General features: G+C 61.8%; 8 protein-coding genes. 3 read left to right on the top strand and 5 right to left on the bottom strand.

All coding sequences use genetic code 11. The features are described from left to right. Nucleotides 1–260: 260 nt before the first annotated feature. The gene (locus AC1AX7_RS04325) at nt 261–3,410 is read left to right on the top strand and encodes a family 43 glycosylhydrolase (RefSeq protein WP_476508860.1); all 3,150 of its coding nucleotides are present in this window, start codon (nt 261–263) and stop codon (nt 3,408–3,410) included. A 112-nt stretch (nt 3,411–3,522) separates the two neighbouring features. Here AC1AX7_RS04325 and AC1AX7_RS04330 read toward each other — a convergent pair whose 3' ends face one another. Beyond that, nucleotides 3,523–4,251, bottom strand: coding sequence for a LuxR C-terminal-related transcriptional regulator (locus AC1AX7_RS04330; protein ID WP_476508861.1), 729 nt, complete (start codon nt 4,249–4,251; stop codon nt 3,523–3,525). Further along, entirely contained in the window at nt 4,248–5,648 is a 1,401-nt protein-coding gene (locus AC1AX7_RS04335) for an ATP-binding protein (RefSeq protein WP_476508862.1), read from the bottom strand. Before AC1AX7_RS04335 ends, AC1AX7_RS04330 begins: the two co-directional genes overlap by 4 nt. Nucleotides 5,649–5,761: 113 nt before the next feature. Here AC1AX7_RS04335 and AC1AX7_RS04340 point away from each other — a divergent pair, with 113 nt between their 5' ends. Both AC1AX7_RS04340 and AC1AX7_RS04345 read left to right on the top strand, forming a co-directional pair. Further along, a complete protein-coding gene (locus AC1AX7_RS04340; protein ID WP_476508863.1) occupies nt 5,762–7,759 on the top strand; it encodes a PspC domain-containing protein in 1,998 nt (665 codons plus the stop codon). Next, nucleotides 7,752–8,483: a hypothetical protein gene (locus AC1AX7_RS04345; RefSeq protein ID WP_476508864.1), complete on the top strand. Its 732-nt coding sequence runs from the start codon at nt 7,752–7,754 to the stop codon at nt 8,481–8,483. The genes AC1AX7_RS04340 and AC1AX7_RS04345 overlap by 8 nt, the downstream gene beginning before the upstream one ends. Nucleotides 8,484–8,530: 47 nt before the next feature. Here the strand turns inward: AC1AX7_RS04345 and AC1AX7_RS04350 are convergent, their stop codons facing one another. From AC1AX7_RS04350 to AC1AX7_RS04360, 3 genes are all read right to left on the bottom strand, one after another. Continuing rightward, nucleotides 8,531–9,196: a DUF4125 family protein gene (locus AC1AX7_RS04350; protein ID WP_476508865.1), complete on the bottom strand. Its 666-nt coding sequence runs from the start codon at nt 9,194–9,196 to the stop codon at nt 8,531–8,533. A gap of 118 nt (nt 9,197–9,314) precedes the next feature. Beyond that, complete coding sequence (locus tag AC1AX7_RS04355) at nt 9,315–11,396, bottom strand: DUF4037 domain-containing protein (protein ID WP_476508866.1); 2,082 nt, start codon at nt 11,394–11,396, stop codon at nt 9,315–9,317. A 93-nt stretch (nt 11,397–11,489) separates the two neighbouring features. Then, a complete protein-coding gene (locus AC1AX7_RS04360; RefSeq protein ID WP_476508867.1) occupies nt 11,490–12,677 on the bottom strand; it encodes an MFS transporter in 1,188 nt (395 codons plus the stop codon). Nucleotides 12,678–12,772 lie beyond the last annotated feature (95 nt).

Genomic DNA, 12,772 nt, shown 5'->3' on the forward strand with positions numbered 1-12,772 from the left:
CGGTGTTTGCCCGTGTGCGTCTGGTAGATGTGGGCGTGCGTGGTATTTCCTTGGGGCTTGTCTGCATGTGCGCAATGTGTTCCGATGATGGCGCGTCTGTATGTAACTTTTTTTTTCGGACGCTTGTCTTGTTACACGGTTATTCGGCTTTACAACGATGTAAGCACGGATTATATTATTGGAGTGCAGCGCCGGTGCTGTATTCGAGGGCAGAAGATCGATATGAATGCAATGTATGTATAGCGAAAGAGCAGTAGGCTATGCCAGATTTACAACGATATAAATCCAAGCAGAAAACAGGAAACCGTACTTTCCGTCGTTTGCTGGCCGTGTCGGTTTCAGCGTCGATGGTCATGGCCATGGGAATCGGCGGCTCCACCATTGCGACGGCGCAAGAGGCGATGCCTGTCATTACTCCTGTGGTCGATTATGATTTCGGTTCGGTTCCTGATGGTACGCAAGCCGTTGAGAATACGGTGCCTGAGTCCCAATTCGGAGCTGCCGCGATCGTGGACGTCGACGGAAACCCGAGCGCAGGTGATTTCGAAGATGGCGCATTGCAAATGGACGGCAGCAGCTATGTGGAACTGCCTGATGATATTCTGCAGGGAAGGGAATCCGTTACCGTCAGCGTGCGTGTGAAGAACGATCAGTTCAACAGTTCGGATGCGCGCTGGACCTACTTATGGTCATTGGGCGGAACGGGGCAAACCGCCAAGGGAAGCTGGGCGTTGTCGACGCACACCTCGTTGTATTCCTCCATCACGTCGAAAGCAAACGGTGACGGCGAGACCTACTTCGCGGCGAGTGAGAACGTATCGATGGAAGATTTCCAAACGGTTACGGCGACCATTGACGGACGGACTAATGAGGCTGTGATCTACATCAATGGCCGTGTCGTCGGTAGCAGCAAAGTGACTGCCAACCCTTCGATGTTCTTGGACAACACCCATAATGTGATTGGCGAATCGCGATATCCGGGCGTGGGCGATGCCCTGTATCATGGAGCGGTTCAATCGTTCTCCGTATATGACGGCGCAATGACGCAGGAACAGGTCGCCGACATGCTGACGGATGACGACACTGCGGATTTGCTGCAGAAGCAAGCGGATGCGATGGACGTGCCGTCTTCGGCGGTTGAGGACTTTTCCGTGTCGACGGCCACGCAGAACGCCGCGGTTTCATGGTCGTCTTCCGATGATGCGGTGATCGCCATCGATGGCGGATCCGGGAAGGCGACGGTCACCCCCGGCAAGCAGGATGCTTCGGTGACGTTGACAGCCACGCTGACCCATGTGGATGCCGACGGCAATCGTGTGCAGGTGGTGAAGGAATTCACTGTAAACGTGCCGAAGGATATCGACGAGAACGAGCTTCGCGAATTGGTCGCGGCAAATGTGGTCGTCGACGATCCCGATGACGTTCGCGGCAGCCTGTTGCTGCCTGCGCAGGTCACTGTGGATTCCTATCATGTGACCGGCGATATCGTTTGGAAGTCTTCCGATGAATCGTCGATCCGTATTCTCCCGCTGGATGAAGGCGCCACCCGCTACGCTACCGAAGTGACGCGCCCGTCCTGCGGACAGGCGCTGACCGTGACGCTGACAGCTACGGTGACGTCCCAATCGTTCAAGCAGCCGGTGGTGAAGACGATCGCTGTTCTTGTTCAGCCGCAGTCCGCGGGGGACGACGCCACTCATGCGCGTGTCACTTCACATGACCCGGGCATCGTGAAAGCTAACGGCAAATATTATGTTTTCGGCTCGCATAGGGCATTCGCGCGCAGCACCGATCTTCAGCATTGGGAGTATTTTTCCAACAATCTCGTCACCGATTACGAAACCGTGCTCGGTGACGCCTGGAATGCGTGGCCGAAGCAGGATACCAATCCGGACATTGCCGGCAACATGTGGGCTCCGGAAGTGGTCTGGAATGACGTCATGGGTAAGTGGTGCATGTATCTGAGTCTTAATGGCGGCGGCTTCCCGTATCAGAAGACCGTTATCGTACTGCTCACCGCTGACGACATCGAAGGCGATTGGACGTATATGGGGCCGGTCGTGTATTCCGGCTTTAATACGGGTAATGCCGATCAGACGGATGTGTACAAGGTTCTGGGCGAGAATGCCGATTTGAGCCGGTATGATTCATTGGAGGACACGGGCATCAACGCGATTGACGCTAGTGTCAAAACCGATGAGAACGGTGATATGTGGATGGCCTTCGGTTCGTGGTTCGGTGGCATTTGGATGATTAAACTCGACAAGGACACGGGCTTGCGTGATTATTCCACCACGTACGCCACGGAAGCAAACGTGTCCGACGCATACTACGGGCACAAGCTGGCTGGCGGCTACGGCAATTCCGGTGAAGGCGTCGCCCTGACCAGGCAGGGAGACTATTGGTACATGATTCTGTCGTACGGCGGATTGCAGCAGACCGGCGGATACCAGATGCGTGAGTTCCGTTCGAAGCATGTCTATGGACCGTATGTCGACCAAAACGGCAATTCCGCCGTATATACGCAAAAAGTGACGGATGACAAGGCCTTCAATCGTGGCCTGCGACTTCTGAGCTCGTACAATCAGACCGGTTCCGAGAACATCAAGACCGCGCAGGGCGGCAATGCCGTCCTGACCGACGATGATGGCAGCGTCTACAACGTGTTCCATACGCGTTTCGTCCGGACGGAAGGCAATCTGGAGGAGCATGAGGTTCGAGTGCAGCCGATGGTCGTCTCTCCGGACGGTTGGCTGGTGATGGCGCCGTACGAGAAGTCCGGGGCGATCAGGCAGCAGGAATCGTATACATCCGAACAGGTGGCAGGCGAATATGAGTTCGTCGTGCATAATCCCGTCGCCTTCTATGCGGGTGGAGGCGAAACCAGCGATGCCATCTATCAGTCGAGAAAAGTGTCTTTGAATGTCGATGGTACGCTGTCCGGGGCGGCAACCGGTACTTGGAGCGTCGACGGCAGCGCTGTGAGCCTGCATGTCGATTCGTCTGAGGACGGTGTGTATCTGCATGGCGACTATCGGGCCACGCTGGGCACTCAGACTACGGAAACCGGTGATTATGCGATGTTCTTCACAGGCGTCGGCGGCGACATGTTCCTCGATGCCGGTCCGGATGCGTCGGGCACGACTGGCCGTGCGGCGTTCTGGGGCGCCAAGTCCATTGATGCGCCTTTCGACGAGATTGTGGCGTGTCAACCGGATGACGGGAATCAAGACGGTGACGGCAGCCATGCTGATGATAGCGTCGATGATGCGGGCTCCATGGCGGGGACTCAGCATCGTGACGACGAATTGTCGTCCACGGGTTCCTCGACTTCGTATGTGTTCGGTGCCATGACCGTCCTTGTGGCGGCTGCCGGTTTGCTTGCGTCTTTGCGTCGCAAGTCGCGTTGATGGCCATCGAATGCGTCGAATGATGTCCTGAATTCGAAGATACCATGACGAAGGCCCCGGTCCTCCATGACCTGGGGCCTTCGTTGTAGTTGCCGGCGTCAGACGAGGATGTTCACACGATGCGCCTGTCGGTGGCCCATCGCGTCAATTCGGTGCGGTTCGACAACTGCAGTTTTCGCAGCACCGAGCTGACATGCGTCTCCACGGTTTTGACGGAGATGAACAATTCGGCGGCGACCTCCTTGTAGGTGTAGCCGCGTGCGATAAGCCGCATGACCTCCTGCTCGCGCGCCGACAGCCGGTCCAATTCCTCGTCGTGCAGGGGGCCGGACTGCGCCGCGGCGTCGCCATACGCGCTGCCGGCGGTCGAGGCCCCAGTCGAATTCGCCGCCGTGGGCGCGCCTTGGAACACGGAAAGCACGAATCCGGCCAGCTTCGGCGAAAACACGGCATAGCCTTCATGCACCTGCTTGATCGATGCGATCAGATCGTTGCCGGAAATGGTCTTGGTGACGTACCCTCGCGCGCCGGCGCGGATCACGGAGCCCACGTCCTGCGGGGAATCGGATACCGACAATGCCAGGAACACCGAGTCGGGCGAATACCGTTTCGCCTTGGTGAGGATTTCCGCGCCTCCACCGCCTTCGCCGCCCGGCACATGCACGTCCAGCAACACGACGTCGGGCTTGGTGTGCGCGATCATAGCCACCGATCCCTCCACATCGGGCGCCTGCCCGACGATGTCGAAATACGGCTGCAATGTGGCGATGACGCCGGCGCGGAACATTTCATGATCGTCCACCACCGCGATGCGTACGGGCTTCTCTTCGGTTTCGCTCACTGTACAGCCTCCCTGTTGCGCGCCGTGCCGTTCTGCATTGCACCGCCTTGCCTGGCCATGTTCCGCCTGGCCTCCTTGTTCTGCGCGTTCTCATGCTGCCCGGCATTGCCGATCGGCATGTGCATGCGCACCTCAGTGCCCCAATTGGGGCGTGACACGATTTCCACTGTACCGCCTCGGCGCTGGATGCGGCCGATAATGGATTCCCTGATGCCAAGCCTGCCTTGAGGAATGGCGTCGACGTCGAATCCCACGCCATGATCGCGTACGAAAATATCGACGGTGCCGCCATTCGCCTCGCAATACACGGAGATCGGCTCCCCGCCATGGGTGACCGCATTGACCAGAGCCTGCCTTGTGGCGTCCAGCAGCGCGTCGGTCTGCGCGCTCGGATGCGCGTCGCCGACGGTGACCACTTCGATCGGCCTGCCATGATCGTCCTCCACCTGCGCGGCGATCTGCTTAAGCCCGGCCTTGACGGAACGGTCCGACGTGGTGCGCTCCTGATACAGCCATTCGCGCAGCTCACGTTCCTGCGATCTGGCCAGTGTGAACACCGTCTGCGCGTCGTCGGCATGCAATTGGATCAGCGCCAGCGTCTGCAGCACGCCGTCATGCAGGTGCGCCGTCATGTCGGCGCGCTCCTCCTCGCGTTCCTTCAACGCCCGCTCGGTGCCGACGTCGCGAATCAGCGACGCGATCCAAGGGACGACGGTCAGTACCGTACCGGCCAGCAGCACGAATCCCGCGACGATGGTGCGGCCGGCGGAAGCGCCGTATTCCGAATACGGCATACCGGCGATCAGCAGCACGAAGGCGAGGAAGATCATGGCCACACCGCCGAGCATCGTCCATAATTGGCCGTCCTTCGCGTTGTATCGCAGCCAGGAGATGGCGATGCCGCCGCCGGTAAGCAATGCCGGAACGATCAATGACTGGTCGACGTTGGCGGCCGTCAGCAGCAGGCCGAGCGATATCATCAGAATGCCGGCCAATGCCGTCAAAGCGGGTTTTGACGCGTGCCGCAGCGTTTCGGCAAGGCTTTCGCCGGACGACGTCGCGTCTTCGGCGGCATCCTCGTCGACGACGCCCTTCGCGTCATGCGTCGGCATGTTGCCATGCGACAGGGGAGCGGTGGCGGCGTCCCGCAAATACGCCTGCCTCGCGGCCTCGGCATAGGGGTCGCCGGTCGGCACCAGCATCCACAGCATGATGTAGGCGACCGCGCCAGCGCCGAAGCACATCGTCGAAAGCGCGAACAACGCTCGCACAAGGCCTACGCTGACGCCAAGATGCAGGGCGACGCCTTTGCACACGCCGGCCAGCCACCGGCCACGTTTCGGGCGCATCAGTGGAAGCCGTGCAGGACGTATCGGCGGCAGGTTGTGATCGGTCATGATTCCATTGTGCCGTGCATTCAGGGGGATACACGGGACGCACGGTTGAATTCAGGGTATATTCAGGGTGTTTTCCGGGACGTTCGAAGCCGCATGACTGCTGTAATGAAAGCATGAACGACAAATATGATGATTTCCACGCCGACAGGCGCGATGACTACACGCGATACGATGATGTGCCGCACGACGGGGCGCCGCAGGACGGGCCGTCGCAGGACGGGCCGTCGCATAACAACGCGCCGTACAATGCCGCGCCCTACGGCGAGACGCCATACAATGCCGCGTCGCGCAATGGCGCATCGCATAATGACATGCCGTACGGCAACATGCCCCGCGGCAATGCCCCGTATGATGACGTCCCCCGCGACGCCCCGCAGTGGGGTGTCGCAAAAGAGCCCGCTTCGCAGCGGTTCTTCCGTTGGATTCGCAAAAGCGGATTGAAACGCGGCAATAGCCGCTGGATCGGCGGCGTATGCGCAGGATTGGCCCAACGTCTTGGCTGGAGTCCTGTATTGGTGCGCTCGCTGATGGTGGCTTCGGTTCTGCTGTTCGGCGCCGGCGCCGCCTTCTACGGTTTGGCGTGGGCGTTCCTGCCGGATGAATATGATGACCGCATCCTGGCGGAGGAATTGGTGGCCGGACGATGGGATTGGAGCATGATCGGCGTCTTCCTGTGCGTGATCTGCGCCTTGCTGATTCCCGGCGCGGGATGGATCGCCTTCGCGGCCGCGGTGTTTCTGCTGTGGCTGGTGATCGAGAACGGGTCGCGCGCCGCGTCGAGGTATGCCGCGAATCGCGGGGGACAATCGATGCCGTCCCCCTATCGGGCAGGAGGGGCTCCGGTGCCTGAAGCGCCGTCGATGCCGTATGCGACGGGGCCCACATACGCAGCGCCGATGCCGCAGGACGCGCCACGACCGTCCTCCATGCAGGCGCCAGCGTCTGCATCCGATCCGATGCCGTCGTCGACCATGTCCGAACGGCAGGAAGTCCCCTCAAACACGTTCGATTCGGCATGTCGGCCCGAGCCGATGACGCCTCCGGCAATGCCGGGGCCCGCGCCGTCTCCGGCACAGTCCGCGGCGATGACGTCCGCATACCGCGCTCCGCAACCGGTGCCGCGGCCCAAGCGGGTCCGCCGTAAGCCTGCGGGACCGGTGATCGTGTTGTCCGCATTGGGGTCGATCCTGCTGGTTGCAGGGGCGCTGGTGCTGGGCGGCGACTCCTTGGACACGACGGCGGAGGTGTTGCAGGGATGGTCCATCTGGTCGGGCCTTGTCTGTGCGGCGCTGGGCGTGCTGATCATCGGGCTGGGGGCGATCGGCCGCCGTGCCGGCGGCCTGACGCCTTTGGCCTGGTGCACGGTCATCCTCATCGGATGCATGCTGTTCGCTTCGCTGTCATACTCCTCGGTGCTGAATGAGATGCATCGTGACACCATCGGGTACGACACTGTCGAAGTCGACGGTCTGCGTGTACTCGGCTCATCCCCGGAGCAGATGCGCGCGTATTCGCGCGGCATGGTATTCGAGGGCGATGATTACGCCGACAGCACCGTGCACATCGACCTGACCGACTATGCGGCCGAGAACGGCACCCATACCGGTCGATTGAACGACGGCACCGAGGTGGAGAGCTCCTGTCCGGCGGGAACGCTGAACCTGTCCGCCGAAGGGGCCCGCGTATACGTCACGCTGCCGGACGGCTGCGGATGGACGCTCAACGACTGGACCGGCTCTGACGTCTTCGGGACGGGTCGGTATTCGGTCGTCACCCCATACGGAGGCATATACCTGTTGCCTGATTCACAGTACGGATTCGGCCCGCGAGCAGCCGATGACGTATGCAGCACCCTCGGCGTCGGCGATGATGCATACCTCCGTGACGAAGTCCCCGAAGACGGGACGGTCGGGCTGCCCAACGACGACTACTGGCCGTGCCACGCGTCCTTCGCGGACGCCGCGGCCCCGGAACTGTACATCAACGTGCCGGGAACGGTCGACGCACAGGTCATCGTGCAATACGAATCCCAGAACACATTGCCTTCGGCCGGCGGCGCCGCAGCCGCGACGGGGAGCGAGGCCAAACCCAAGGAGTCCGATCATGAGTGACGAAACCAAGGAGATGCCGGTCTCCGACGAAACACTGACCCAGCGGTTGCAGGCGGTGGCGGCCTGTGACGACGATATGGAGCCGACCACGGTCATCGCAGTGGAGTCGACGGAGGGGCATGATGTCCCCACCGTGGCGTTGCCGACGGTCAAGGAACAGGACGCACCCACGACGACGATTCCGGCGCCCGAAGCGCAATCCGGCCGCATCGCGGCCGTATCGTCGGACGAAAGGCGTGAAGCCGGGCAGGAGGATTCCACGGCCGTCCTGGACCAGCCCATCGTGCAGATGACGCAATGCGGCGGCGTCCCCGGCAACCAGGTGCCGTTATACAGCACCGAACCACCGAGGACTCCGCAGACGCCGCAGGCGCCGCAGACGGCGACGGCCGCTCCGGCCGCACAACCGTGGACGCAGCCATACGTGCAGGTATCTCGGGACACGCCCCAGGAACGGCCCATCATCCGGCCGACCGGCCCCAGCGTCATGACCATCGTGCTGGGTGTCCTGCTGTTCGTCATCGGAGTCGGTACGATGCTGCTCGGCGTCTGGCTTCCCACCGACATCCTCGTCCGCATCACGCCGCGGCTGCTGACCGCGGTCATCTGCGGCGGAATCGGTCTGCTCCTGCTTCTGGTCGCAGTGACATGGGGCGTCGTCAAAGCCGTGAACAACCGACGTCAACGCCGTAACGGCGAGCCCGCAGACGGAACGGCCATGTGACTTCCGTAACGTGCCGCCGCCGGGCGGCGGCCGGAACGAGGCCGGGGCTATGCGGCCTGCATGGCCTCGGCCTCCTCAAGACCGGAAAAGCCGCCCAGCAGCACGGTGTTGCGAATCGTCTCCTCGGTGAGGTTACGGCCGGCGTCGGCAAGGTCCTCCACCATCCGCTCATACAGCGCGAACGTCTCATCGGAATACGTACCCAATTCGCCGCGCAGATACGTTTCGAACGACGTATCCTCCGGCGTGTCCTCGGCGGTGGTCAGCACGCGCATCGCCATGCCCAGCTTCGGGTATCGTCCGCGGAAATCCTTCGCCCAAGCCACCTGCGTGGCGATCACCTTCTCCTGGCGGGCGATGCGCTCATCGGCGAGCCGCGGGATATACGGCTCGATATTGCGCCGGAAATCCTCCGGCACGGTCGATTCCATCATGCGGCCGTATTTCTCCGTGACCAGATTGCGGCCTACCTTGTCCGCCCGTTCAAGATCGTCACGATAGCTTTCCAGCAGTCGCGGAGGCCATGTCATGAACTGGCTGGCGCGCATCTGGCGGAACGTCGGCCAGTTGCCCTGGCAGGATGCGCGGCCGCCTTCATTGGTGGTGTCCTGAAACTGATTCCATTCCAAGCCGACGATCCGCTCGATCAATTCCCGTCTGTTCTGATCGGCGTTCGCTCCGCCATCGAGAGCGTTCTGATCGCTGCGGTCCATTTGTGATCCCTTCGTACGATTTTCCTGTATCGTGAAATGCGGATGCGATTCGCTGTCGTTTCACAGGTTGTGCCACGTGTGTTTCACGGGATGTTCCATGATTGCGTCATCCGGTATTTCACAGACTATGCAGCAGGGGCGAGTCGCTGTGAATATGAGCCTCGACAAAAGGACGCTGCCATTCCAGGAACGTTTCGTCGGAAGACGTCAAGCCTTCGCGCCGCAATTCCGCGACGATATCGGCGCAGACCGTATCGACAATTTCACTGATGCGATCGACGGCGGGCTGCGCGCCCTTGCCGCCCTCGCCGAAGCCGGCGCCGCCGAAACAGGCGGCGGACGACAGACGCAGCATCTCCTCCAGCGGCGAGCACACATCCGGCAGGCGGCATGCCATGCGGGCGCTCAATGCGCGCAACGCGGCGAAACGCCACTTGTAATACGGCATATAACCGGCACAGATCGGCGTATTGATCAGGAAAACCAGCGAACAGACGGCGTTGGCGAATTCGTGGATGCTTTCCATCGAAGCGGCGCCGTCCCCGCGGGCCAGCATGCGCGGCAGATTGTATTGTCCGGCCTGTGCGATCATGCCCAAACGGCGTGAAATCAGCGACAGTCTCACATCGTCGGGCATCAGTTTGAAGCCCTGACGGGTTTTGGAAAACGCGCCCAACGGGTCGGCGAACACCTGCCCGTTCGTAGCGGCCGCCAACGTCGGCTCATCCAGCATCAGCCATGCGTGAGGGGCGTCCTCGGACGGCGCCTGCGCGTAGCCGGTGATGCGTTCGAAGAAGTCGCCGATGCGGAACACGCCGACGCGCCTGCCCGCGCCCTGTGCGCGCGGCGTCGTCTCACGCGGTCCGAATCCCATGAACTGCTGCGGCAGCGCGTCATAGTCGGCCTGCAGCCGTTCGCCGATCACGTCGTAATCCTCGTCGGTCAGCCACAGGCAGAAGCCGGGGCCGAAATCGTGATCACGCGACAACGCGTCGTCAAAACCGTAGCATTCCGAACCGTGCCCGACCAGTCCGGCGGCGATGCGGCCCTGATAGGCGGCGTATCTGTCGGCGATCAGCGGTCTGCCGTAGGTCTTCCAATATTCGCGCGCCAGCTGCATGCCGCCGATATCGGACGGAGTCTCCGTCGCGACCGCGGCGCCTGCAGCGTCGCCGGCGGCGGAGTTGGTGGCGACGGAAGCGTTGCCGGCGGCGGCAACGGCACCGGCAACCGGATCGATCCGAACGCCATGCGTGTCGGCGATGTCCAATACCTGCCGCAGATTCGCGTCGGTGATCTTCCAATAATCGCTGTCCTTGCCGTAGCAATCCTCGATCACCGCCAAAGAACGGCGGTACCCGCTCACTGCGGCGGCGAAATCGCCGCCGGCGAAGCTCACCTGCGCAAAACCGGCCAACGCGGACGCGTAATGGCTGTTGTTCTCCAAATGACCGGCCTTGTAAACATCAAGCGCGGCCTGCGCATGATCGCGGGCCTCCTGCAGCAATCGCGGGGCGGAAACATTGGAGGCGTCATCATCGGAAGCGCCGTCATCGGAGGCGTCGGCATTCCTGTTGGACGCCGCCTGCGCTTCTCCCAGCAGTACCAGCGCAAGATTCGTATGCGTGGAAGCGACGTCGATATCGGTCGAGGTATCCACGCTGGAACGCTGCAGAATGTCCAACGCTGCGCGCAATTCCTGGTCGGCCCTATCAAGGCGGCCTGTTTCGCTGTACAGCATGGAGATGTTGTTGTGCAGCGCCGCAAGGCGGCGGTCGGTGGGGGAGAAGCAGCGCGACGCCTCAGCCAGCGCCATGTCGTACAGGTCGGCGGCCTGATCGTAACGTTGCGCGGCGCGCATGCTCGTCGCCGCGTTGATCAGCGTCGTCGCCCAAGCCTCGGTGCCTTGGATGCGCATGCGCAAGCCCAATTCCATCGCACGCTGGATCATCCACTGATTGTCGTCATGGCGTCCCTGCGAACGGTAGAACCCCATGATCTCGTTCAACACCGTAAGCTGTCCGGCGTCGTCCCCGGCGTTCTCGGCATCGGTCAATGCCTGCAGCAGGTAAGGCTCGGCCTTGGTCCCGCCCTCATGCGCATCGAAAATCGCATCAAGACCGCGCAAAAACCCCTGCGCATCCCACGCCGGGGCGTCCTGTCGCGCCGCACCGGCTCGTTGCATCGCGTCGTCGCTCATCGCATCTCCCTACACCTAAGGCGGATCGCCGTCAAAGCGAAGTCACCATCCAGTGTAGGACGTGCGGCAGGCGCGCGGCCTCACATGGCCGCGTCAGACTTCAACGCGCTGCAGCCGGTCCGCGGCGCTGACATGCTTTTCGTAACGCAGCGAGAAAACCACTAGCAGCATGACGGCGACAAGCGCGAACGGCACGCCGGCAAGGCCGGTGTATTGATAGTTCATCGCCGATGCCGTCAGTATGGCGCCGCCGGCCGCCGAGCCGACCGCATTGCCGAAATTGAAGGCGACCTGCACGGCGGCGCCGGCGATCAGTTCGCCGCCGCCCTGGCCGGCCTCGACCATCAGCAGCTGCTGCGGCGCGGAAATGAAGAACAGGCCGAACGCGATCCAGAACGTCAGAATGCCGGTGGTCACATGATTGCCCGGAACCAGGAACACCAGCAATAGGCCGACGCAGGCCACGGCCTGGCCGATCGCGGCGGTGCCGGCGTGACGCCAACGGTCGGTGATCTTACCGCCGATGATGCCGCCGACGACCATGCCGAATCCGGCGAGCATCATCAGCAGCGGCACGATGCCGGAGGACCAGCCGCCCGTTTTCTGCAGCCACGGCGACACATAGCTCCACCAGCAGAAAATGCCGGTATTGCCGGTGAACACGGCAAGAAGGATCATCCACGGGCCGGGCTTGGTGAGGAAACGGAACTGGCCGGCCAGGCCGGCGTCCTTGATCGGTTCCACGCGTGGGATCCAAGCCAGCACCAGCACCACGGTCATCGCGGCCCAGACGGCGAGAATGCCGAACGCGAGACGCCACGACATGAATTCGGCCATCAGCGTGCCGGCGGGAACGCCCAGCATGTTGGCGACCGTCTGGCCGGTCACCATCATCGAAACGGCCTGCGCCTCCTTGCCGCGTTCCGCAAGCACTTTGGCGATCAGCGTGGCCGTGCCGAAGAACGCGCCGTGCGGCAGGCCCGAGATGAAACGGGCCGCGATCAGCATCGGAGCGTTCACGGAGACGGCGCTCAGCAGATTGCCGGCCAATGCGATGACCATGAACAGCACGATCAGATTGCGCGGCGGCACTTTACGGCCGAACACCAGCATCAGCGTGCCGAAGCACACGCCGATCGCGTAGGCGGAGATGAAGTTGCCTGCGGTGGGGATGTCGACGTTCATCGCCGCCGCGGTCTGCGGCAGGATGCCCATCATCACGAATTCGGCGGCGCCGAGAATGAACGCGCCGGAAGCCAGCGCAAGCGGCGTAAGTAACAAAATGTGGGTCTAATGTTACCCCTCAGCCCTTACGGGAGTAAGCGTGTCGGGGTGGTATTAACGATTTGACCGTTAATACCGCCATCGACGACGCC

This window comes from Bifidobacterium sp. LH_449, assembly GCF_056356755.1.